Source organism: Rhodoferax potami, from assembly GCF_032193765.1.
GTDB lineage: Bacteria > Pseudomonadota > Gammaproteobacteria > Burkholderiales > Burkholderiaceae_C > Allorhodoferax > Allorhodoferax potami.
The window spans coordinates 251,241-274,314 of the sequence record NZ_JAVBIJ010000001.1; the positions used below are offsets into that span (position 1 = coordinate 251,241).

The 23,074-nt window shown below is 60.2% G+C and carries 22 protein-coding genes and 2 tRNA genes; 16 read left to right on the plus strand and 8 right to left on the minus strand.

The window, feature by feature from the left end; genetic code table 11:
- The first annotated feature begins 562 nt into the window (after positions 1 to 562).
- Positions 563 to 639: transfer RNA gene (locus RAE21_RS01225), tRNA-Ile, on the plus strand.
- Between the two features lie 83 nt (positions 640 to 722).
- On the opposite strand, the gene RAE21_RS01230 is transcribed toward RAE21_RS01225, so the two are convergent.
- Complete coding sequence (locus RAE21_RS01230) at positions 723 to 1,367, minus strand: SPOR domain-containing protein (RefSeq protein ID WP_313879776.1); 645 nt, start codon at positions 1,365 to 1,367, stop codon at positions 723 to 725.
- Positions 1,368 to 1,566: 199 nt separating this feature from the next.
- Here RAE21_RS01230 and RAE21_RS01235 point away from each other — a divergent pair, with 199 nt between their 5' ends.
- Complete coding sequence (locus RAE21_RS01235; protein ID WP_313879777.1) at positions 1,567 to 1,953, plus strand: translational machinery protein; 387 nt, start codon at positions 1,567 to 1,569, stop codon at positions 1,951 to 1,953.
- A 94-nt stretch (positions 1,954 to 2,047) separates the two neighbouring features.
- Here RAE21_RS01235 and RAE21_RS01240 read toward each other — a convergent pair whose 3' ends face one another.
- Together RAE21_RS01240 and RAE21_RS01245 are read right to left on the minus strand one after the other, a co-directional pair.
- Entirely contained in the window at positions 2,048 to 2,524 is a 477-nt protein-coding gene (locus RAE21_RS01240) for a MerR family transcriptional regulator (protein ID WP_313879778.1), read from the minus strand.
- A gap of 8 nt (positions 2,525 to 2,532) precedes the next feature.
- On the minus strand, positions 2,533 to 2,829 hold the full coding sequence (locus RAE21_RS01245; RefSeq protein WP_087494838.1) for an SCP2 sterol-binding domain-containing protein: 297 nt from the start codon (positions 2,827 to 2,829) through the stop codon (positions 2,533 to 2,535).
- A gap of 157 nt (positions 2,830 to 2,986) precedes the next feature.
- On the opposite strand from RAE21_RS01245, the gene RAE21_RS01250 reads away from it, so the two are divergent.
- The 7 genes from RAE21_RS01250 (at position 2,987) to greB (ending at position 10,518) form a co-directional block, all read left to right on the plus strand.
- Positions 2,987 to 4,609, plus strand: a complete 1,623-nt coding sequence (locus RAE21_RS01250; RefSeq protein ID WP_313879779.1) for an acyl-CoA carboxylase subunit beta — start codon at positions 2,987 to 2,989, stop codon at positions 4,607 to 4,609.
- Between the two features lie 45 nt (positions 4,610 to 4,654).
- Positions 4,655 to 5,809: an acyl-CoA dehydrogenase family protein gene (locus RAE21_RS01255; protein ID WP_313879780.1), complete on the plus strand. Its 1,155-nt coding sequence runs from the start codon at positions 4,655 to 4,657 to the stop codon at positions 5,807 to 5,809.
- Positions 5,810 to 5,848: 39 nt separating this feature from the next.
- The gene (locus RAE21_RS01260; RefSeq protein ID WP_313879781.1) at positions 5,849 to 6,715 is read left to right on the plus strand and encodes an enoyl-CoA hydratase/isomerase family protein; all 867 of its coding nucleotides are present in this window, start codon (positions 5,849 to 5,851) and stop codon (positions 6,713 to 6,715) included.
- Positions 6,716 to 6,851: 136 nt separating this feature from the next.
- The gene (locus tag RAE21_RS01265; RefSeq protein ID WP_313879782.1) at positions 6,852 to 8,819 is read left to right on the plus strand and encodes an acetyl/propionyl/methylcrotonyl-CoA carboxylase subunit alpha; all 1,968 of its coding nucleotides are present in this window, start codon (positions 6,852 to 6,854) and stop codon (positions 8,817 to 8,819) included.
- A 17-nt stretch (positions 8,820 to 8,836) separates the two neighbouring features.
- Positions 8,837 to 9,712, plus strand: coding sequence for a beta-keto acid cleavage family enzyme (locus RAE21_RS01270; protein WP_313879783.1), 876 nt, complete (start codon positions 8,837 to 8,839; stop codon positions 9,710 to 9,712).
- A gap of 99 nt (positions 9,713 to 9,811) precedes the next feature.
- Positions 9,812 to 9,888, plus strand: a tRNA-Arg gene (locus RAE21_RS01275).
- Positions 9,889 to 9,957: 69 nt separating this feature from the next.
- Positions 9,958 to 10,518 carry a transcription elongation factor GreB gene (gene greB / locus RAE21_RS01280; protein ID WP_313879784.1) on the plus strand — a complete coding sequence of 187 codons (561 nt, stop codon included), beginning with the start codon at positions 9,958 to 9,960 and terminating at the stop codon, positions 10,516 to 10,518.
- Positions 10,519 to 10,550: 32 nt separating this feature from the next.
- Here the strand turns inward: greB and RAE21_RS01285 are convergent, their stop codons facing one another.
- From RAE21_RS01285 to RAE21_RS01300, 4 genes are all read right to left on the minus strand, one after another.
- Positions 10,551 to 12,821, minus strand: coding sequence for a RelA/SpoT family protein (locus RAE21_RS01285; protein WP_313879785.1), 2,271 nt, complete (start codon positions 12,819 to 12,821; stop codon positions 10,551 to 10,553).
- 87 nt (positions 12,822 to 12,908) lie between these two features.
- The gene (gene rpoZ / locus RAE21_RS01290; protein WP_313873934.1) at positions 12,909 to 13,112 is read right to left on the minus strand and encodes a DNA-directed RNA polymerase subunit omega; all 204 of its coding nucleotides are present in this window, start codon (positions 13,110 to 13,112) and stop codon (positions 12,909 to 12,911) included.
- A 16-nt stretch (positions 13,113 to 13,128) separates the two neighbouring features.
- Complete coding sequence (gmk, locus tag RAE21_RS01295; protein ID WP_313873933.1) at positions 13,129 to 13,749, minus strand: guanylate kinase; 621 nt, start codon at positions 13,747 to 13,749, stop codon at positions 13,129 to 13,131.
- 36 nt (positions 13,750 to 13,785) lie between these two features.
- Positions 13,786 to 14,703, minus strand: coding sequence for a YicC/YloC family endoribonuclease (locus tag RAE21_RS01300; RefSeq protein ID WP_313879786.1), 918 nt, complete (start codon positions 14,701 to 14,703; stop codon positions 13,786 to 13,788).
- A gap of 79 nt (positions 14,704 to 14,782) precedes the next feature.
- Here RAE21_RS01300 and RAE21_RS01305 point away from each other — a divergent pair, with 79 nt between their 5' ends.
- The 6 genes from RAE21_RS01305 (at position 14,783) to RAE21_RS01330 (ending at position 20,090) form a co-directional block, all read left to right on the plus strand.
- A complete protein-coding gene (locus RAE21_RS01305; protein ID WP_313873931.1) occupies positions 14,783 to 15,796 on the plus strand; it encodes a serine/threonine protein kinase in 1,014 nt (337 codons plus the stop codon).
- Positions 15,793 to 16,704, plus strand: coding sequence for a PP2C family protein-serine/threonine phosphatase (locus RAE21_RS01310; RefSeq protein WP_313879787.1), 912 nt, complete (start codon positions 15,793 to 15,795; stop codon positions 16,702 to 16,704). The genes RAE21_RS01305 and RAE21_RS01310 overlap by 4 nt, the downstream gene beginning before the upstream one ends.
- Before the next feature lie 88 nt (positions 16,705 to 16,792).
- Positions 16,793 to 17,470 carry a ribonuclease PH gene (gene rph / locus RAE21_RS01315; RefSeq protein WP_428984049.1) on the plus strand — a complete coding sequence of 226 codons (678 nt, stop codon included), beginning with the start codon at positions 16,793 to 16,795 and terminating at the stop codon, positions 17,468 to 17,470.
- Between the two features lie 44 nt (positions 17,471 to 17,514).
- The gene (rdgB, locus tag RAE21_RS01320) at positions 17,515 to 18,120 is read left to right on the plus strand and encodes an RdgB/HAM1 family non-canonical purine NTP pyrophosphatase (protein ID WP_313879789.1); all 606 of its coding nucleotides are present in this window, start codon (positions 17,515 to 17,517) and stop codon (positions 18,118 to 18,120) included.
- A 5-nt stretch (positions 18,121 to 18,125) separates the two neighbouring features.
- A complete protein-coding gene (hemW, locus tag RAE21_RS01325) occupies positions 18,126 to 19,361 on the plus strand; it encodes a radical SAM family heme chaperone HemW (protein ID WP_313879790.1) in 1,236 nt (411 codons plus the stop codon).
- A 42-nt stretch (positions 19,362 to 19,403) separates the two neighbouring features.
- Positions 19,404 to 20,090: a CBS domain-containing protein gene (locus tag RAE21_RS01330; RefSeq protein WP_313879791.1), complete on the plus strand. Its 687-nt coding sequence runs from the start codon at positions 19,404 to 19,406 to the stop codon at positions 20,088 to 20,090.
- Between the two features lie 15 nt (positions 20,091 to 20,105).
- Here the strand turns inward: RAE21_RS01330 and RAE21_RS01335 are convergent, their stop codons facing one another.
- Positions 20,106 to 21,329 carry an MFS transporter gene (locus RAE21_RS01335; RefSeq protein ID WP_313882624.1) on the minus strand — a complete coding sequence of 408 codons (1,224 nt, stop codon included), beginning with the start codon at positions 21,327 to 21,329 and terminating at the stop codon, positions 20,106 to 20,108.
- A gap of 248 nt (positions 21,330 to 21,577) precedes the next feature.
- Between RAE21_RS01335 and RAE21_RS01340 the strand changes: the two genes are divergently transcribed.
- Entirely contained in the window at positions 21,578 to 22,807 is a 1,230-nt protein-coding gene (locus RAE21_RS01340; RefSeq protein ID WP_313879793.1) for a tyrosine-type recombinase/integrase, read from the plus strand.
- The last annotated feature ends 267 nt before the right edge of the window (positions 22,808 to 23,074 follow it).

The window sequence follows — 23,074 nt, forward strand, 5'->3', positions numbered from 1 at the left end:
ATTGCGGCTGTAGCGCAACCGGGAACAAAAACACATCATTCGCGACACTTTGGGCTTTTGGGAACTGACGTAAGACATCCTTGGCCATCTTCCAGTTGGCTTGCGATAGCTCGGATACCCAACCCCGTAACCATGCGTCAGTCTGGTCATCCTTGCCGTAAAGCACCTTAAGTCGATTCCTGCCAATAAGTTTCATAGTCTTTTTTTGTTCCCATTTTGGGAAAATTATACATCAGCCCAATAAAAATTGTGTTCCCAAAATGAGAATTTATTTTCTCAACTTTTCCGCAGGGTGATGAAGGTAGAGACGCAAATGCCGAAGCTTCAGAGCACAAGCTCGGCTATGAACGGCCACCACAACGTGGCTTTACGTATCGACGAAGTGCGCTTCCCCATAGAAAATTGGAGGGGGCATTCGGCATCCTCTAGCGGAGTAAAACGAGCAAAGAAGGATCCTTAGCTTCCGAATTCAATTCTTTCCGTGAGCTTAGAGAAGGATTTAGTGGAGTGTTCGCTGGTGGTGCGGACGAGAGATTGCGCGGCTACAATCTGCGGCTCGGTTGGGGCGTTAGCTCAGTTGGTTAGAGCAGAGGACTCATAATCCTTTGGTCGAGTGTTCAAGTCACTCACGCCCTACCATTCAAACAAAACAAAAAGCCTGTGCGTCTCACGACCCACAGGCTTTTTTCATTCCGCGATGAAGCTATCAGCGCATTAGCAGCTCAGCGCTGAAATACCACCGCTTCCAGCTTCATCCCTTTGATCTTGTCAGCCGCAGCATCGGCCAATGCCTTGTTCAGGTAGGGGCCTACGCGCACGCGGGTGAGGGCGCCTTTTTTGCTTTTCACCACATCGGTGAACACGGGCAGCTCCGCCTTCTCCAGGGTGCGGAAGGCGTTGGTGCCGTTGCTGGGCACCGCAAACAAACCGACGTTGATATAAAAGCCAGGCACCAACTCACTGCTGCCGGCTTTAGTGGGTGCTGACTTGGCGGCGTCTTTGGGGTTGGCTTTGCCATTGGTTGTGGCGCGCCCGGTGGCTTTGGGGGTTTCCGCTTCAGGCGGTGCCATGACGGGTGTGGATGCCAAAACAGGGCGCGGTTCGATGGCGGCTGTTTCTGCCGCACTGGCGGGTACCGGGTTGGCGTTCGCTTTGGGGGCTTCTTCGGCCACCATGGGTGGTGCAGGCGGCGGTGTCAGTGGCTCTGCAGCCGCGGTGGGAGTGGATGTATCTGCACCGCCCCAAGTCAATGCCTTGGGCCAGATGGCGCAGCCGGAGAGCGCGCTGGCCATCAGGCCGGCGGCCAACAGGGTGCGGCCGGTGCGCAAAGGGTGGGGAGCCAAGGGCAAGTGGGGCACAGAAGACATGGGGCTGCTGCTTTCTCGTTAAAACGGGGTCATCGGGTGACTGCTGCGCTGCGTGCACAGGGCTCGCGGGCGCAATCCTCAAAATGTACTGTATGTAAAGCATGGTTCTGCCGTCTGTGCGCAGCTTGACCCAGCGCAATACCTGCGGTTGCCAGAGGCCTACGCTGGAGGTGTTGTTCAACACTCAGAAAGAAACACCATGTCGCATTACCACGCAGTTGTCTGGTTGGATCATTCGGAGGCGCATGTCATGCACATTGCGCCGGACGATGTGGAGGCGTCCATCGTGCGCCCCAAGCACCCGCACTCGCAGGTGCACGCCAAGAGCGGCGTAGTGGGCTCGGGCAAGGCAGCTGAGGACAAGCAATACTTTCACGCGATTGCCGAGGCGCTCAAAGGCGCTGAAGAAATTCTGGTGGTGGGCCCCGCGCAGGCCAAGCTGCAACTCATCAAGCACCTGCACAGCCACGACCCGCAGGTGGGCAACAAGGTGGTGGGTGTAGAGACGATTGACCACCCCACCGACGGCCAGCTGGTGGCCTACGCTCGCAAATACTTTGTAGCCAAAGACCAGATGCTCACCTGAAGCGCGGGTAATTTGCTCCTATTTTAGGAGCTACACGCGCAGGTTCTGCGAGGGCTAGCGCCTGATTTGACCCATATTTAGCCTCGGTAGGGCCCTAAGCCTTGCCCTTGGGCTTGCGCTGCCGCTCGGCCAGCAGGCCACGGCAGCTGCCGTTGATGACGCGCAGCTCGGCCAGGGTAGCGTCGATCTGGGCGCGCTTTTTCTCCAGCTCAGTGATCTCGTTGTCAGTGCGGGTGATCACGTACTGCAGCTGCTGCGCACGGCCTTCGCCATGGTCGCCATACAAATCCAGATAGGTTTTGATTTCTGAGAGCGGCGAGCCTATGGCCTTGGCCCGCAGGATCAGGGCCAGACGTGCCCGGTCGCGCCGGGTGTAGACGCGGGCGCCGTTCACCCGGCGGGGGGCGAGCAGGCCCTTGTCTTCATAAAAGCGCAGCGCCCGCAGGGTGATGCCGAACTCCCGGCACAGCTCGGTGATGCCGAAGAGTTCGGTGGTGCCCTCGTCGCGGTGGGAGTCGACAAACGCTTGCGCGTCGGTCAAGGCGGCGGACGCTGTGTCTTTCAAGGCCATGCGCAGGGTCAGATCACGCGTTGCAGGCGCATCGCTACGCCCATGTCACCGCTGACCTTGAGCTTGCCGGCCATGAAGCCGGTGGCGGGCTCCAGGTCGCCGTCCAGCATGGCTTGCAGGTTGTCTAGGGTGATGCCGACGGTGCAGTCGGTATCGGTGTTGGTGTTACTCACGGTGTTGGGGGTGCTGGCACCGTCGATGACGATGACGCCGTCAGCGCCCATGTCGAACTTCAGGGTGGCGTTGAGGCCGCTGTCGTCGCCCACTTTGGCGCGGATGGCTTGGGTTGCGGATTCGAGGGACATGTTGTGTTCTCCGGTATCGGGTAAATCGAATGGACCGTGGCGGATGGTAGTGGTCGAGCATAACGTAAGGCATAGTGAAAACACCTATACGGCAACTGGTTGACGTTAACGTTACCCTGACCTCTAATGCGTCAAGCAATTCAGAAAGCCCAGACCTATGCCTGCCCTGCGTTCCAAGATCAACCCGCGCTCCGATGCCTTTGCCGCCAATGCCCAGCGCATGCAGGGCCTGTTGGCCGAGGTGCAGCGCTTGCAGGACATGGTGATTGCCGAGTCGGAAAGCAAGCGCGAAAAGTTTGAGAAGCGCGGCCAGCTGCTGCCGCGCGAACGCGTCGCCCGCCTGCTGGACCGCAACTCGCCGTTCCTGGAGCTGAGCCGCTTGGCCGGCCTCAACATGCATGACGACGACGGCAAAAAGGCAGTGCTGGGTGGCGGCTCCATCATCGGCATCGGCACCGTGGCGGGCAAGCGCTGCCTGATCTCGGTGAACGACAGCGCCGTCAAAGGCGGCACGGTCGCACCCATGGGCCTCAAGAAGGCACTGCGCGCTCAGGAGGTGGCCCTGCAGAACAAGCTGCCGGTGATTTACCTGGTGGAGAGTGGCGGCGCCAACCTGATGTACCAGTCCGAAATTTTTGTGGAGGGCGGGCGCAGCTTTGCCAACCAGGCGCGCATGTCGGCGGCGGGAATACCGCAAGTCTCGGTGGTGCATGGCTCCAGCACGGCGGGCGGTGCGTATCTGCCGGGTTTGTCGGACTATGTGGTGTTGGTGCGCGGGCGCAGCAGTATTTACCTGGCTGGCCCGCCGCTGGTGAAAGCCGCCATCGGCGAGGACTGCACTGACGACGAACTGGGCGGCGCCGAGACGCATGCGCAAGTGACCGGCTTGGGTGAGTACCTCACTGAAGACGATGCCCACGCCATCGCATTGACCCGCGAGCTGATGGACAAGATCAACTGGGACACTGCACCTCAGGCGCCTGCCCAACGCACCGGATTTGCAGCACCGCTGTTTGACGAGCAGGAGCTGATGGGCATCGTCCCTGCGGACGAGCGCGAGCCCTATGATGTGCGCGAGGTGATTGCCCGGCTGGTGGATGGCTCGGACTTTCTGGAATTCAAGGCCGGCTATGCCCCCGAGATGATGTGCGGCCACGCTCGCATCGAAGGCCGATTGGTGGGCATTCTTGGCAATAACGGGCCGATTCAACCCGCGGGCTCTACCAAGGCGGCGCAATTTATCCAGCTGTGCGACCAGAGCGGCACGCCGCTGCTGTTTTTGCAGAACACCACCGGCTACATGGTGGGCTCGGTGGCCGAGCGCAATGGCGCCATCAAGCACGGCAGCAAGATGATTCAGGCCGTGGCCAACGCGCGCGTGCCCAAATTCACCGTGGTGCTGGGCGGCTCGTATGGCGCGGGCAACTACGGCATGTGCGGGCGCGGGTTTGACCCGAACTTTATTTTCAGCTGGCCCACCGCGCGCACCGCCGTCATGGGCGGCGCGCAGGCCGCCAAGGTGATGGACATCGTGAACCGCGCCAAGGTGGAGCGTATGGGCACGGAGGCGAACGATGAAGCGCTCAAGGCCATGTCCGACGGGCTGCGCCTGCGGCTGGACAAAGAGAGCGCAGCGCTCTTTGGCACGGCCCGCTTGTGGGACGACGGAATCATCGACCCGCGCGACACCCGCCGCATTTTGTATCTGTGCCTGGCGCTGGCTGCAGAAGCCGCTGACCGCCGGCTGAACGCCAACACTTTTGGTGTGGCCCGCCTCTGAGCGCGGCTGACCGACTCACTCATTACAACGACCCGAGGACACCCCATGAAATTCACCTCCGAGCACACCCAGATTGCCGACACGGTGCGCAAATTTGTGGCCAACGAGATCAACCCCTTCACCGCGGAGTGGGAGAAAGCGGGCATCTTCCCGGCGCGTGCGTTGTTCAAGAAGATGGGCGATCTCGGGCTGCTGGGCATCAAGTACCCCACCGAGTTTGGGGGCATGGGGTTGGACTTCAGCTACTCCATGGTGATGGCCGAGGCGCTGGGCGACTGCAATGTGGGCGGTGTGCCCATGGCCATCGGCGTGCAGACCGACATGTGCACTCCGGCATTGGCCCGCTTCGGCAGCGACGAGCTGCGCAACCAGTACCTCGCGCCGGCAATCGCAGGCGACATGGTGGGCTGCATAGGCGTGAGCGAGGTCACGGGCGGCTCGGACGTGGCAGCCCTCAAAACCACAGCCCGCAAAGACGGCGGTGACTACGTGATCAACGGCTCCAAGATGTGGATCACCAACGGCATGCAGGCCGACTGGTGCTGCCTGCTGGCCAATACCAGCGAAGGCGCGGTGCACAAGAACAAGTCGCTCATCATCGTGCCCATGGATGCGCCGGGTATCACCCGCCAGAAGATCGAGAAGATCGGCATGCACAGCAGCGACACGGCGCAGCTGTTTTTTGACAACGTGCGGGTGCCGCAGCGCAACCTGATCGGCCAGGAGGGCATGGGCTTCATGCTGCAGATGCTGCAGTTCCAGGAGGAGCGGCTCTACGGTGCGGCCAGCAGCCTGCGCTCGCTGGACAACCTGATCAACCTCACCATCGACTACACCCGCCAACGCCAGACCTTCGGTCAGCCCATTCTCAACAACCAAGTGGTGCATTTCCGCCTGGCCGAGCTGCGCACCGAGGTGGAGTGCCTGCGCGCGCTCACCTACCGCGCGGTGGAGCAATACGTGGGCGGCAAGGACGTGACCAAGCTGGCCTCCATGGCCAAGCTCAAGGCGGGCCGCCTGAGCCGCGAAGTGACGGACAGCTGCCTGCAGTACTGGGGCGGCATGGGCTTCACCGCCGATAACCCGATCTCGCAGGCCTACCGCGACAGCCGCCTCATCTCGATTGGTGGCGGGGCCGACGAAATCATGCTGGGCATCATCTGCAAGCTCGAAGGCACTCTGCCCGGCAAGGCCGCGTGAGCTATGCAGGTTTCTGAGTCAAATAGCCCGCTAGCGCCCATGGATAGTGCGCAAGCAGCTCCTGAAAAAGGAGAAAATACGCTTGCGCCAAGCTACGGACATATCCGCCCAGAGCAGGTGGGGGCGGTGTTGCACATCACCCTGAACCGGCCTGAGGCGCGTAACGCCATGTCCCTGCAAATGGTGGCCGAGCTGCAACAAGCGTTGCAGGCGGCTGAGGCCACTGCAGGGAGTGAAGGCGCTGTGCGCGTGGTGGTGTTGCGCGGCGCGGGCGGGCACTTCTGCGCGGGTGCGGACCTCAAAGACATGGCTGGCGCACGCATGCGCTCCATGCAGCGCGAGGCTGGCGCGCCGGACCCGATTGCGGAGGTGAACGCCGCCTTCGGCCGCCTGTGCATGGCCTACGCCCAGACCCCGCTGGCCGTGGTGGCCGTGCTGGAAGGCACGGTGATGGGCGGCGGCTTCGGCCTGGCCTGTGTGGCCGATGTGGCGCTGGCGGATGAGAGTGCCTCGTTCCGCCTGCCCGAGACGTCGCTTGGCGTCGTGCCCGCACAGATCGCGCCGTTTCTGGTCGAGCGCTTGGGCTATTCGCAGGCCAAGCGCTTGGCCGTGACCGGCGGGCGCTTGGACGCTGCTGGGGCGCACAGAATGGGCTTAATCCATGAGCTGTGCAGTGCTGACGAATTGCCGGAAGCGCTTGCCCGAGTGCTAGCAGAAATTCAGGCCTGTGCCCCCGGCGCCCTGGCCGCCACCAAAGCCCTGATGCAGCAAGCCCGCTTCAGCCCTGCAGCCGACCTGGTGGAGCACGCCGCCGCCGTATTCGCCCACTCAGCGCAAAGCGCAGAGGGACTAGAGGGCATGACCGCATTCATACAAAAGCGCAAACCAACTTGGGCGGTGCAATGAAATCTATCGGAACAACTCAGACCACGCCAAGCCTGTGGGGCAATGCGCTTTGCGTAGGTCAAGGAGGAGCCCGCAAAGCGGGCGGGGGACACGAAGCAAAGCGCATTGCCCCACAGGCGCCACAGCAGGAGGACGCATGATGTTCAGCAAAATCTTGATCGCCAACCGCGGTGAAATCGCATGCCGCGTCATCCGCACCGCCCGCAAACTAGGCTACCAAACCGTGGCCGTCTACAGCGATGCCGACCGCGACGCACCCCATGTGGCCCTTGCCGATGAGGCAGTGCACATCGGCCCTTCACCGGCCGCCGAGTCGTACCTCAAAGTAGACGCCATTCTGGAAGCTGCGCGCAAAACCGGCGCAGATGCTTTGCACCCCGGCTACGGCTTCTTGAGCGAGAACGCTGCATTCGCTAAGGCCTGTGCCGATGCGGGCGTGGTGTTCATCGGCCCGCCGCCGGACGCCATCACCGCCATGGGCGACAAGGCATTGGCCAAGCAGCGCATGATGCAAGCGGGCGTGCCCTGCGCACCGGGCTACTTGGGTGCTGACCAGAGCGACACGGTGCTGACGCAGGAGGCGCACAAATTAGGCTACCCATTGCTGGTGAAAGCCGTGGCCGGTGGCGGTGGACGCGGCATGCGGCTGATGCGCAGCGACGCCGAATTGCAGCCCGGTCTGGAGGGCGCACGCCGGGAAGCCATCAGCGCATTCGGCGACGGCACGCTGATGTTGGAGCGTTTGATAGACAACGGCCGCCACATCGAAATACAGGTGTTTGCGGACGCGCACGGCAATGCGGTCTACCTGGGTGAGCGCGACTGCACGGCCCAGCGACGCCGGCAAAAGGTGATTGAAGAAGCGCCGTCCCCGGTGGTCAGCCCCGCCATGCGCGAGGCCATGGGGCGCGATGCGGTGGCTGCGGCGCTGGCGGTGGGCTACCGCGGTGCGGGCACGGTGGAGTTCATTGTGGATGAGCACCTCAAGCACTACTTTCTGGAAATGAACACGCGTCTGCAGGTCGAGCATCCGGTTACCGAATGCATTACCGGTTTCGACCTGGTGGAGTGGCAGTTGCAAGTAGCAGCAGGCGAGCCCTTACCCGCGCGGCAGGAAGACATCCACCTGAGCGGCCACGCCATTGAGGCACGCCTCTATGTCGAAGACCCGTACACCGGCTTTGCGCCGCAGACCGGCACCGTGGCCTATTGGCAGCCCGAGCGTGCGTTGCAGCCCGGCGTACGGATCGACGATGGCATCCGGCAAGGGAGTGTGGTCTCGCCGTTCTACGACCCGATGGTGGCCAAAGTCATCGTGCACGGGCGTGACCGTAGCGACGCCATTCGCCGCCTGCGTGCAGCACTGTCGAACGCGCCCTTGCTGGGTTTGAAGAACAACGGTCGTTTCCTGAGCGACTTGGTGGATCACCCCGCCTTCCGCGAAGCGCGTATGACGACCACGCTGATCGACCATTGGCTGGAACAAGGCGAGCCGCTGCTGCAAACGCCGGTGCCTTCTTTGGCGGCCTGGCAAGTTGCTGCCTTGGCGTTGGCGCAGCAGCAATGCAGCAGCTGGCGGGCCAACAGTGTGTCGGCCTACAGCGTGCGGTTGCAGTGCGGTGAAGTGGTGCGCACTGTGCGCATCAGCAGTGATGGTCAAGGCTTGACCACCATCACCATGGATGGGGTGACAGCGCAGGCCCGCGTCATCGCTTGGCAAGACGCAGTTCTGCGTCTGGAGCTGGACGGTGTGGCGCAGAGCGCCATTGCCGTGTTCGCTGCCGGTGCATGGCATGTGGCACATGCGGGCTACAGCCATGTGTTCAGCGAGGTGTCGGCCTTCCCCGATGCGGATGCTTTGAAAGATGCCAGCCGCGCCCGATCGCCTGTGGCCGGCAAGGTCACGCAGGTGCTGGTGGCGCCGGGCGATGCGGTCAGAGAGGGCCAGCAACTCGTCTGCGTGGAGGCCATGAAGATGGAGATGTGGCTCTGCGCCGAACAGGCCGGCCAAGTGCAGGCGGTTCACACCCGTGCGGGCGAGCAGGTGGAAGCCGGCGCGGTACTGGTGGAGCTGAGCCCCGGGTCGGATGGGGCCGCCAATTAAACACACTGAGGAATCCCATGGATAAAGCCATATTGACCTGCGCCTTGACCGGCGTGTTGACCAACCCCAAGCAGCACCCAGTACCTGTCACACCCGCCCAGATGGCGGCGGAGGCTCGCGATGCTTTTAATGCCGGCGCCAGCATCATGCATATCCATATGCGCATGCAGGAAGACGGCCTGGGCCACATGCCCAGTTGGGACCCGGATGTAGCCGAATGCATTGTGAATGCCATCCGCGAGGCCTGCCCGGGCGTGATCATCAACCTGACCACCGGCGTGGTGGGGAAAGACATCAGCGGCCCCTTGAACTGCATACGCCGCGTGAAGCCCGAGATTGCCGCCTGCAACGCGGGCAGTCTGAATTACCTCAAGCTCAAGGAAGATGGCAGCTGGGCTTGGCCGCCCATGGTGTTTGATAACCCGGTGGCCAAGGTGCAGCAGTTTCTCGATGTGATGCAGGAGTGCGGCACCCATCCCGAGTTCGAGTGCTTTGATGTGGGCATCGTCCGGTCGGTGACCATGTATTTGAAGAACGGCATGCTCAAGCCCGACATGGGCCGGGCGGAATACAACCTGGTGATGGGCGTGGCTTCGGGCATGCCGTGCGACGGGGATTTGCTTTCGCTATTGCCCAAGTACATGGCCACCGACAGCGTGTGGCAAACCACCTTGATTGGCCGCTCTGAGATTTGGCCGGTGCACCAGAAGACAGCTGATCTGGGAGGCATGTTGCGCACCGGTCTGGAAGACACTTTCTATTTGCCCGATGGTGCACGCGCTGCCGGTAATGGTGTACTTATCGAGGCGCTGGCAGCGTGCGCCCAGCGCGCAGGACGAACAATTGCAAATCCTTCTGAGGCGAGAGCCATTTTGGGTCTGCGAACAGGTTAGAATACGTACATCCCGAATGCTTCTGAAAAGAACGTTTGAAAAAGTTTCTCCGGAATTTCCGGATAGCATGAAAAAAAGCATGCTAGAATACGAAGCTTAGCGGCTGTAGCTCAGCTGGATAGAGTACTTGGCTACGAACCAAGGGGTCGTGGGTTCGATTCCTGCCAGCCGCACCAAAAAGTAAAGGTCTGCAATCGCAAGGTTGCAGACCTTTTTCTTATTCTGATTCCCAAATAGGCGGATCCATGAGCAAGGCTTTTACCAAAGAGTCCGATGGTGCAGACGACGATGAGCTGCAACTGCCTGCGCTGCCGGCCGGTGGCAAAAACTACATCACCCCCCAAGGCTTCGCCACACTGCGCGACGAGTTGCTAGACCTGATCGACAACGAGCGCCCCAAGATTGTGGAAATCGTGCACTGGGCTGCCAGCAATGGCGATCGCTCAGAGAACGGCGATTACCTCTATGGCAAAAAGCGCCTGCGCGAAATTGACCGCCGCATCCGTTTTCTGACCAAGCGCCTAGAGATTGCGGAGGTCACAGATCCCTCACTGCACCACGGCAATGAGCAGATTTTTTTTGGTGCTACCGTGACCTATGTGGACGATCAGGATGTGGAGCGCACCATCACGATCAAAGGGATTGACGAGTCCAACAGTGCAGCCGGTGAGGTGAGCTGGATATCACCCATTGCGCGCACCCTGCTCAAGGCCCGCGAGGGTGATGAGCTCAAGTTGGTCATGCCCGACCGGGTGTGCGACATCGAGGTGCTGCGGGTGCAATACCCGGCGCCGCTTCCAACTTGAGGCCTTAACGAAAAGCGCTGCGGGCTAGATGCTCAGCCCGTCCCGTTGGTGGCGCGTTGTGCGCGCAATACAAACGGGGTGCGCCGCAGGTTACGCAGCACGACATCGAGGTGCGCGGTATCGCGCACACCCACCAGGAAGCGCATGTCGGCGACATCGCGCACGCCATCCTGGCCCATGTCGATGTGGATGATGTCCGCCTCTGCAGACGCCAGAGCAGCCGCCACTTTCGCGAGCACCCCTTTGCCGTTATTGACGGTGACCAGCAGGCCGGTTTCGAAGGCGCGTACCGGCTCATCGGACCAGTCGACGCCGATAAATCGTTCGCTGTCTTTGGCCAGCAATTTGCGGGCAACACCGCAATCACCCATGTGAACTACGAGGCCTTCGCCGCGGCCGAGATAGCCCACGATGGAGTCGCCCGGTACCGGGCGGCAACATGGCGCAAATTGCACAGATGCGTTCTCGCTTCCATCAAGCGTGATGGAGCTGAGTGTGTTGGTTTCATGGGCTGTGAACCGCTCCCTGGTGAGGAGTAGCGCATCAGGCCGTTCACCGGCGTCGCTGAGCAAGTTGACCATGCGTTTGGCCACAATATTGGCAATACGTTTGCCCAGCCCGATGTCTGTCAACAGCTCGTGTTTGTTTTTGTTGCCTGTAAAACGCAGCAGCTTTTCCCACAGAGCTTGGTTGGCTCCAGTTTCCTCAGGGAAACTTTCGATTCCTTCGGCGCGCAAAGCCTGCGCCAACAAGCGGGCACCCAAGCTTTCGGACTCGGTTTGCTCCATGGTTTTGAGGTGGTGGCGAATCTTGGAGCGTGCCCGACCGGTGCGCACAAACCCCAGCCATGCGGGGTTGGGTGTGGACACTGTGGCGGTTACCACTTCGACCACATCACCATTCTTGAGCTCGGTACGCAAAGGCACCTGTTCGCCATTGATGCGCGCGGCGACGGTACGGTCACCGATGTTGCTGTGAATCGCGTAAGCAAAGTCCACAACCGTGGCCCCGCGCGGCAGGGCCATGATCTGGCTCTTGGGGGTGAACACATACACCGCGTCCGGGAATAGATCGACCTTCACATGGTCCCAGAACTCCGCCGCGTCCCGTGTTTCATCCTGAATATCGAGCAGCGACTGCAGCCACTTGGTGCCCAGCCTATCGGCGGTACCGTCTTCAGGGTTGTTGACCTTGTAAAGCCAGTGAGCGGCCACGCCGGACTCTGCCACCACATGCATGGCTTCGGTGCGCATCTGAAATTCGATATTGATACCGGCAGGCCCAACGAGGGTGGTGTGCAGCGACTGGTAGCCGTTGACCTTGGCGATCGCAATATGGTCTTTGAACTTGCCGGGCACCGGTTTGTAGAGTTGGTGCAATAAGCCCAGTGCGGTGTAGCAGTCAGTGACGTTGGGCACCAGCACCCGGAAGCCATAAATATCGGTCACCTGTGCAAAGCTCAGGTGCTTTTTGTCCATCTTCTGGTAGATCGAGAAAAGCGTCTTTTCCCGTCCTGCGATGCGGATTGGCATCTTGGCTTCGCCGAAGACCGCTTCCACCTCTTTTTGCACTTTCTGGATCAAGTCACGCCGGCGGCTACGTGCCTTGGAGACTGCCTTGGCCAGCACGGTGTACCGCCAGGGCCAGATGTGCTGAAACGAGAGGTCTTGTAATTCACGGTAGGTTTGATTCAAGCCCAGGCGGTGGGCAATTGGGGCATAGATGTCGAGTGTTTCAGACGATATGCGGATCCACTTGCTGCGCGGCGTATCCGACAGTGTGCGCATGTTGTGCGACCGGTCCGCAAGCTTGATCAAGATCACCCGTACGTCACGGGCCATGGCCAGCAGCATTTTGCGGAAGGACTCGGCCTGGTTTTCTTCCCGGGTGTTGAACTGAAGCTTGTCGAGCTTGGTTAAGCCGTCGACCAGTTCTGCCACCGGTGAGCCAAACTTCTCGATCAGCTCGATTTTGGTGATCCCGCAATCCTCCAGCGCATCGTGCAGCAGGGCTGCCATCAGGGCTTGGGCGTCCAACTTCCATTCAGCACACTGAGCCGCCACGGCGATCGGATGGGTAATGTAAGGCTCGCCGTTGTTGCGGAGCTGGCCCAAATGGGCTTCATCCGCAAAACGATAGGCCAAGCGCACTTGCTCCACATCGCTGCTGCTCAAGTAGTCAAGCTTTGCAGTCAGGCTGGCAAAGCTGGCAGCAGCGGCATTCACAGCGGCAATCGTGGCGCCCGGCTTGGCCTGTTTGCCACCCGCTGCGGTACTTGGAGGTGTTTGAAGAGTGATGCCCATGTTGTAAATGTAGCGCGGCGGCGCAGCTTGTGTGGCTCAAACGAAAAAAGCACCGCAAGCGGTGCTTTTAGTGAGATGCGTGAGTCCTTACAGCGGGACTTTTTTGAGCATTTCCAAGCCGACTTTGCCAGCAGCAATTTCGCGCAGCGCTGTCACGCCGGGCTTGTTCTTGCTTTCGATTTTGGCGGTGTGGCCTTGGCTCAGCATGCGGGCGCGGTAAGTCGCAGCCAAAACCAATTGGAAGCGGTTAGGAATCTGCGCGAGGCAGTCTTCAACAGTGATGCGGGCCATGGAGTTCTCCGGAAAGCTAGAGGATGTTCAGCGCTTGGAATGTCTCGGCCCGGGCGCGGCGCTGGGCAGATATTTTGAGTCGCTGGGAGTGGACAATGGTTTTCAGATCGAAAAGCGCACGGTCGAACAGTTCGTTGATTATAACGAAGTCGAATTTCGCGACCTGAGCCACTTCTAATTGCGCGTTTTTCATGCGCATGTCGATGATGTCTGCCGAGTCTTCGCCGCGTCGCTCCAAGCGGGAGCGCAACTCTTCCCAGCTAGGAGGCAGGATGAAGATGCAAACCGCGTTGGCGAACACGTTTTTGATCTGGATGGCGCCTTGGAAGTCGATCTCCAGAATCACGTCAGCGCCCATGGCCATGCGATCTTCGATCGCTTTTTTGGACGTTCCGTAGCGGTTGGAGTGGACATGCGCCCACTCGACAAACGCGTCGGCTTCCACCATCGCATCAAACTCTGGCTGCGACACAAAAAAGTACTCGCGGCCGTGTTTTTCTTGACCACGCGGTGGGCGGGTGGTGTGGGAAACAGAGGGTTGCAGGCGCGAATCCAGCTCCAACAAGGCCTTGCACAGGCTTGACTTGCCGGCGCCGCTGGGGGCTGCAACAACAAAAAGATTTCCGGGGTAGTCCATCGACTGAGGCTCCGTGATGCGGTGTCTAAAGTCGCCTTATTCTATGTTCTGCACTTGCTCCCGCATTTGCTCGACCAAAACCTTCATATCTACCGAGATATGGGTCAGCTCCAGCGCCGCAGATTTGGAGCCCATGGTGTTGGCCTCGCGATGCAGTTCCTGGATCAAAAAGTCCAGGCGCTTGCCGATCTCGCCGCCCTTTTTAATCAGCCGCTCCAGCTCGTCCAGGTGCGAGTTCAATCGGGTGATTTCTTCTGCCACGTCAATACGTATAGCAAAGGCAGTGGCTTCGGTCAAAGCGCGGTCTTGGGCGGTCTCGGGCAGTGTGGAGCCTTCTGTGAGGGCCATCGCCTCTTTCCAGCGCTCCATAAAGCGGGTACGTTGTTGCTCCACCAGCTTCGGTACAAGCGGGCTCGCTTGTTCGGCCAAGTTGCGCAATTGGGCAATATGGCCCAGCAGCATGGTGGCGAGCCGGGCGCCTTCACGCTGGCGGGCGCTTAACAATTCCTTGAGCACTTTCTCGGCCAAGGGCATCACGTCGGCACTCCAGTCGCGGCTGGTGCCTTGCTCTGCCGCTGCCAAGCGGATCACGTCGGCCACGCTCAAGGGGTTGGCATTGGGCAGCCAGGCGCGGATGTTGTCTTGGGCAGCATTGAGCTTTTGCAGCAGCTTGGGCGTAGCCTCAGGAATGCTGCTGGTGCTGGATGTCTCCACAGAGGCCCGCACTTCGACCTTGCCGCGCTTGAGCTTGCTGCCCAGCAATTCCCGGAGGGCGGGCTCGAACTGGCGTAGGTCCTCAGGGAGTCGGAAAGTCAGGTCAAGAAAGCGGCTGTTGACGGAGCGCACCTCCAAGCCCAACTGGGTCACCGGTTGGTTGCGGGCTTCACCCTCAGGGGCGGAATGGGCTGTGCTGTGCTGTGCACTGGCATAGCCGGTCATGCTGTAAACTGGCATCAAGGGCTTTCGCGGCGATGGAAACGGCCCCGAGAATAACCCGTTTCAACCCCACACCACGAGTGATCCCACTGCACCTATGTCAAAGGTCAAGCCAGCGCCTCTTCCCCCGGACACCATCATCGGCGGATACCGCATCATCCGCAAAGTTGCAGCCGGAGGTTTCGGCTTGGTGTACCTGGCGCTCGATGCCGAGGGCCAGCAAGTCGCGGTAAAGGAATATTTGCCCTCGTCACTGGCCTCCCGGGCGCCCGGCGAGTTGCTGCCGCAGGTGCAAGCGGAAAAGCTGTCTCTGTACCGCTTGGGGTTGAAGAGTTTTTTTGAAGAGGGGCGCTCACTGGCGCAGATCTCCCACCCGTCGGTGGTGAGCGTGTTGAACTTCTTCCGCGAAAACGAGACCGTTTACATGGTTATGAATTACCTGGAAGGCGCGGCCTTGCAGGATTTCATCGTGACCGCGCGCGACCAGAAAAAGAGCAAGGTATTCCGCGAGTCCACCATCCGCTCTTTGTTTGATGAGATCCTGCGCGGTCTGCGCATCGTGCACCAGCACAAGATGCTGCACTTGGACATCAAGCCCGCCAATATTTTCATCACCGACGACAACCGTTCGGTGCTGATCGACTTCGGTGCGGCCCGTGAAGTGCTGAGCAAAGAGGGCAACTTCATCCGCCCGATGTACACCCCCGGTTTTGCTGCGCCCGAGATGTACCGGCGCGACGCTTCCATGGGGCCCTGGACCGACATTTATGCGATCGGGGCTTGTATCTACGCCTGTATGCAGGGTTACCCGCCCAATGAAGCGCCCCAGCGTATTGAAAAAGACCGTATCGCCACCGCCTTGGCGCGCTTGCGGGGCGTCTACTCCGACAACCTGATTGAGGTTGTCGAGTGGTGTATGGCGCTGGACCCGCTATCCCGGCCGCAGTCCGTTTTTGCTTTGCAAAAAGAGCTGTCGCGGGAGGGCGAGCGCCGCTACACCAAGCTGACGGTCACCGAAAAAGTGCGCATGCAGTTTGACTCCATAGTCGCCGACACCAAGAAAACCGTGATGGGTGCTGCCTCTGATGCGCAAGGGGCTCGGCCGAAATGAAGTTTTCTGTGTTCCAGATCAGCCGTAAAGGTGGCCGCGAAAAAAACGAAGACCGGATGGGGTACTGCTACACCAAGTCTTCCGGCATCTTTTTGTTGGCCGATGGCATGGGAGGGCACCCTGAAGGGGAGGTCGCATCCCAAATGGCATTGCAGGTCATTTCTGCGATGTACCAGAAGGAAGCACAGCCTGAATTGATGGATGTGCGCGACTTTTTCAACAAAGCCATTCTTGCGGCACACCGCCAGATTCTGCGATACGCAGCCGAGCGCAATTTGCCCGATACTCCGCGCACCACCCTGGTAGCCGCGGTGGTGCAAGGTGGTGCCGCCCACTGGGTGCACTGCGGCGACTCGCGCTTGTATTTTGTGCGCCAGGGTGAGCTGCTGATTCGCACCCGTGACCACTCGTATTCAGAGCAGCGTGACATGGAGCGGCCCAGCGGGGCTCCGGTCAACTTCAACCGCAATGTGCTGTACACCTGCTTGGGGTCTCCTACCCGCCCGGTGTTTGATGTGACCGGCCCGGTGCCCTTGCACCAAGGCGACCGCATGATGCTGTGCTCCGACGGGCTCTGGGGGCCTTTGCAAGACGACGATATCGTGTTCCACATGTCGCAAAAGCCGGTGGCGGAGTCGGCCCCCGATCTGGTGGAGCAGGCCATGCTGCAAGGCGGCCCGCACTGTGACAACGTCACACTGATCGCCATGGAGTGGGAAACTCCGGACAGCTTCGAGTCCACCCGCGGGACGATTTCGACCGACAGCATCCATGACGGCGTATTTGCTTCCACGGTGCAGGCAGCGTGGGCGGACTCCGAGGTGGACGACCTGGACGACGAGGCCATTGAGCGCTCGATCGCCGAGATCAATGAAGCGATTCGCCGCTCCGCAGCCCGCAAGCTTTGAGTAGTTCCGGCTCTGCCGGATTTTTGAGGATCATTCCATGAACACCATGGTTCGCAGCGCAAGTCGCGCCGCAGATGCATTGCGCCCGGTGCGCATCACCCGCCACTACACCATGCACGCGGAGGGCTCGGTGTTAATCGAGTTCGGCAACACCAAGGTGCTGTGCACCGCGTCGGTCGAAGAAAAAGTGCCTCCGCACAAGCGGGGCAGTGGTGAAGGTTGGGTCACCGCCGAATACGGCATGCTGCCCCGCGCCACCCACAGCCGCAGCGACCGCGAGGCCGCCCGCGGCAAGCAAACCGGCCGTACCCAAGAGATTCAGCGCTTGATTGGCCGCTCGCTGCGTGCAGTGTTCGATTTGAAGAAACTGGGCGAACGTACCATCCAGCTCGATTGCGATGTGATCCAGGCCGACGGCGGCACCCGCACCGCTGCTATCACCGGCGCCTTTGTGGCCGCGCAAGATGCGGTTAATGGCCTGCTGGCGGCCGGCAAGATCACCGAGACGCCCATTACGGCAGCTGTGGCGGCCATCAGCGTGGGTATTGTGGAAGGCACGCCCTTGCTGGACCTGGAGTACACCGAAGACTCCGCCTGCGATACCGACATGAATGTGGTGATGACCGGTGCCGGCCACTTTGTAGAAGTGCAGGGCACGGCCGAAGGCGTGGCTTTCACCCGCGCCGAGATGGACCAACTGCTGACGCTGGCTGAAAAAGGTGTGGGTGAACTCATGCTGCTGCAGCAACAGGCACTATCAAAATAATAGCTGCTCGCGCATATTTTGCGGGCGCCAGAGGCCTATTTCTTATGAAGATTGTTCTTGCATCCAATAACCAGGGCAAGCTCGCCGAGCTCAATGCCATGTTCGCCCCGTTGGGCTGTGAGCTGGTGCGCCAGGGCGACCTGGGCGTGCCAGAGTCGCCTGAGCCGTTTCGCACTTTTATTGAAAACGCGCTGGCCAAGGCGCGCAACGCAGCCCAGCACACCGGCTTGCCCGCGCTGGCCGATGACGCAGGGTTGTGTGTGGACGCCTTTGGCGGCTTGCCGGGCGTGGACACGGCCTACTACGCCACCCAGTTCGGCTACGCCAAAGGGGACGACAACAACGTCACAGCCCTGCTGGAGCAAATGAAGGACGTGACCAACCGCCGCGCAGCGCTGGTCAGCACCTTGGTGGCGGTGCGCAGTGTGGACGACCCCGAGCCGCTGATTGCCGTGGGCCGTGTGGTCGGGCAGATTGCGCCTGAGCCGGTGGGCAGCAACGGCTTCGGCTTCGACCCGGTGATGTGGATCCCCGAGTTCGGCCAGACCTTTGCCCAGCTGCCGGTGGAGGTGAAAAACGCCCATAGCCACCGTGGCCGTGCGGCTGCTGCCATGGCTACCCTGATCCGTTCCAACTGGCTCGGAGCCTGAGGCGCATGATTCCCATCACGCCCGTTGCCGAGGGCGCTGCCGCGGTGCAGCGCGACATCCAGCATTACATGCGACCCGGCAGTTTGCAGTTCAGCGCGCTGCCGCCTTTGTCTTTGTACGTTCACCTGCCGTGGTGTATCAAAAAGTGCCCTTACTGCGACTTCAATTCCCACGAGCAGGCCAAAGATGGCATTCAAGAGAAGCGCTACATCGACGCAGTAATCGCCGACCTCGAGGCCGCTCTGCCCCTGATCTGGGGGCGCAACATCCACAGCATCTTCATCGGTGGCGGCACGCCCAGCCTGTTTTCGCCGGAGGCTATTGATCGCTTGCTGGGTGACATCCGGGCCCGGTTGCGGCTGGAGGCAGACTGCGAAATCACCATGGAGGCCAACCCCGGCACCTTTGAGAAAGACCGATTCAAAGCCTTTCGCGGTGCTGGCGTGACGCGACTCTCTATCGGGGTGCAAAGCTTCAACGATACCCACCTGAAAGCCCTGGGCCGGGTGCATGACCGCGCGCAGGCACTAGCCGCGGTGGAAGAGGCAGCTGCCTCGTTCGATACCTTTAATCTCGACATCATGTACGCCCTGCCGGGGCAGACGCAGGCGCAGCTCGATGAAGACCTGGCCACCGCGCTGCAGTTCCAGCCGCCGCACATCTCGATCTACCACCTGACCATCGAGCCCAACACCTACTTCGCGAAGTTCCCGCCGCAGATCCCCGAGGACGACACGGCCTATGCCATGCTGGACCGCATCACCGAGGCCACCGCTGCGGCCGGGATGGACCGGTACGAGGTGTCGGCCTATGCACGTCAGGGGCACCGCTGTTTTCACAACGTCAACTACTGGCAGTTTGGCGACTATCTGGGCATAGGCGCGGGCGCGCACAGCAAACTCAGCTTTGCCCACCGGGTGGTGCGGCAGGTGCGCTTTCGCGATCCGGCCCGCTACATGGAGCAGGCGCTGGCCGGCCATGCAGTAGCGCAAGAGGATGAGGTGGCCCGTGCCGATTTGCCTTTTGAGTACATGCTCAATGCTTTGCGCTTGCGCAATGGTTTCGGGCTGCGCGATTTCACCGAGCGCACCGGGTTGGCCATTACTGCCATCCAGAAAGGGTTGGAAGAAGCCGAGCGCAAAGGCCTGATCGAGCGGGACTTTGCTCGCGTGCGCCCTACGGTCAAAGGCTTTGACTTTTTGAGTGACTTGCAGGAAATTTTCCTGTCCAATCTGGACTGAAGGGGCTGCGCCGCGGCCCGCCCGGCCATGCAGGGGGACGCCATGTTTTCGGTTTACGGTACAGCAGGGCAGATATTCCGGGGCTCGCTCGAAGAGTTGGGTAAGGTAGCCGGCATACGCCGTGCTGCACGCACCCGCCGCATCGAAGCGCTGGGGCTGGATGCCCAGGACCATAGCCCCCTGCGCTTTGCCGATGTGCTGAACGCTCCTGCCCATGAAGCGCCCGCGACCGACATCGCGCACCGGACGGCACTGGCGGCCTATGGCGAGGTTCGCAAACCTGCGCAGATTCGCCAGCCCTTGACCCGGGTGGCCGACATCATGAGCCATGAGGTGGTGACGGTGCCTGACACCTCCACCATCGAGCAAGCCTGGGCGTTGCTCAATCAGCATGGCATCGCGCAGGCCCCCGTGGTGTCTGCAGAGGGTGTTTTGGTGGGGCTGCTCACCCGTGCGGAGTTGACCCGTGCGGAGCATCTGCCACGGGCGGATGCCCATGCGCTGGTATGGCGCGCCATTCTGGCGCAAAGCGTGCAGGACGTGATGTGGACCCCGGTGCCCAGCGTGGCCGCTGATACCGACATTCGCCGGCTTGCGCGCGTGCTGTTGGATACGGGCTTGCCCGGTTTGCCGGTGGTGGAGGAGGCGGGTGCGGTGCAGGGGTTCGTGTCCCGCTCCGACATTTTGCGGGCTGTGGTGGCCGATCCGCCGCTGGACCTGTGGACTTGAGCGTTCGGTAGCCGTTTACCGCTTGCCTTGGGGCTCCATGTGGTCGCGGTGAGCCAAAGCCGGGAAAAGCTTGAACCACAAGCCAGCCACCAGCATGGTGCCGATGCCGCCCACCACTACCGAGCCCACCGGGCCCCACATGGCAGCCGTGGCGCCGGACTCGAATTCACCCAACTGGTTGGAGGCGCCGATGAAGATGGAGTTCACTGCGGCCACGCGCCCACGCATCTCGTCAGGTGTTTCCAACTGCACCAGGGTATTGCGGGTGACCACGCTGATGCAGTCTGCGGCACCTGTCACGGTGAGCGCGAACATGGACAGCCAGAATGATTCGGACAGGCCGAACAGCACGGTGGCCAGCCCGAACACCGCCACGGCGCTCAGCAGGCGCTTGCCCACATGCCGGCGCAAGGGCCAGCGGGTGATCACCAGTGACATGGTGAGCGCGCCCACTGCGGGCGCAGCGCGCAAAAAGCCCAGACCCGTAGGCCCGGTGTGCAGGATGTCGCGCGCATAAATCGGCAGCAAGGCTGTCGCGCCGCCCAACAAAACTGCAAACAAGTCCAGCGAGCTGGCACCCAGCAGCAGTTTGCGTTCCCACACAAAGCGCACGCCGGCAAACAGGGTAGACCAACTGGCGGCCAAGTTGGAAGGTTTGTGCTTGTAATGCACCGCCAGAATCAGGCCGGTGGCCAGCACCATCAGCGCTGTGCAGCAGATGTACACGTTGGTGGGCCCTAGCGCGTAGAGCAGCCCGCCCAGCGCCGGTCCGCTGATGACCGCGATTTCCATGCCGGTGGAGCTGAGTGCTACCGCGCGCCCGAGCAAGTTAGTGGGCACCAGCAGCGCCACCAGGGCTTGCTGGGCCGGCATCTGGAAGGCGCGGGCCAGCCCGAGCACGACGGAGATAAGCAGGATGAGTTCGCGGGACGCGAAGTTCCCCAAGGTGGCGCTCAGCAGCGTGAGCGCCACGCCAGCCTGTAAGGCCATGCAGGCCGCAAAGATACGGCCGCGGTGCAGGCGGTCGGCCACATGCCCGGCGGGCAGCGTCATCACCAAGGCTGGCACAAATTGAAACAGCCCCACCAGCCCGAGATCCCAGGCACTGGAAGTGAGGTCGTACATATGCCAAGCGACCGCCACCATGAGCATCTGGTTGCCCATGATGCCGGCAATGCGGGCGAACCAGTAGCGGACGAAGGCTTGGTGCTTGAAAAGCTCCGAGAGAGGGGGAGGGATGCGTCGGTGGTCATGAGGCGGCGGTGTGACGCCTGAGCACTGCGCCAAAGAGGTATTTGGCGGAAGCTGTGACGGTGCAACAGACTTCCGTAGTTCTCCACAAGTGTACTGCAACCTTTGTAATTCAACGGGTTACGTGCATTTTCAGTCCGCCATTCACCGCGAACATCCGGTTGAAATCGTAGGAATTTGATATGTGAATTGATAGGTGGGGGGAGCCGACCAAAACTTCAACCAAAATACTTCGCATGGCGATCCACAAACTTACCGACCCCAAGATCAAAGCAAAAATTCGGGAGATCCAAGACCTAGCATTCAGTGCACCAAAGAATGCGCTGGTCGGTGACGGGCAAGGACTCTACTTAAGCATCGCAAAAAACGGCACGGCCAGCTGGCTGTACCGCTACATGGATCATGGCAAAGCCAAGTCCGTTGGTTTGGGTGGATACCCCGGCACGACGCTGCAGAAGGCCCGTGAAAAAGCGCAAGCTCTGCGCGATGCCCGAACTGGTGGCGTCGATCCAATGACTGCCAAGAGGGAAGCCGAGCGTGAAAAAAAGCTGCAGCAAGCTAAATCCAAGACATTTCAAACCTGTGCTGAGGAGTACATTGCTCTGACTAGGTCATCTTGGAAGAATGCCAAGCACGCCCAGCAATGGGAAAACACCCTGCAAAAGATTGCATATCCGGTCATAGGTCAAATGCCTATCGGTGCAGTACATGCGTCGGATGTAGTCAAGGTCCTCAAACCCATTTGGACAAGTACGACAGAAACTGCCATGCGATTACGTGGGCGTATCGAATCAGTGATTGACTGGGCTACGGCGCATGGAATGCGTGAGGGTGATAACCCAGCAAGATTCAAAGGTTACCTTGAGCACTTGCTACCTAAGTTGCGTGACTCAGATCGGCACCAGCATCACCCAGCCTTGCCTTATGAAGAGTTACCGGCTTTCCTCCTCAAGCTGAATGAGCAGAGCGGCATGGCCCGTTACGCACTTGAGTTTTTGATCCTCTGTGCTTCGCGTACTGGTGAAGTTATTGAAGCCACTTGGGATGAACTCGACTTGGATAAAGGCATCTGGGTCATTCGCAAGGAGCGAATGAAAGCAGGCATTGAGCATCGTGTACCTCTAGGTAAGCGGGCACTTGAAGTCTTGACTTTAGTGCGTCCGTTTTCGGGGGCGAAATACGTCTTCGCAGGAAGGAAAAAGGAATCGCCTCTATCCAATATGGCCATGTCTATGTTGATTCGACGAATGGGCTACGCCGACATCACAGTTCACGGAATGCGCTCAACCTTTCGAAACTGGGCAGGGGAGCAGACTACCTATCCGTTTGAGGTCTGCGAACAGGCATTGGCGCATCGACTGCCTGACGCAGTTGCAGCGGCTTACCTGCGCACTGATTTCTACGATAAGCGGGTCGGTTTGTTATCGGATTGGGAGAGGTTTTGCCTATCCGAGCGCATGATTTAGAACGCGCTCTCACGAAATTTGACAAACTCGGCACAACAGATAAAAATCTGGACGTAATGTGCTTTCAAGCGGCCATTGCTCCTCGTCACTGCATCCACCGACGAGGCGTCCAGGGTTTTGATTCAGGAAATCAAAACCTGATTTGGTTACTAAACCAGATCATGGTCTAGTTCAATGAACAAAGATCAATGCATGGCTTGATTCCACCGCAGTAGTGGACTTGACCGAACGACGCCAACTAACCCTTAACCGGGCTGGTTGGCGTTC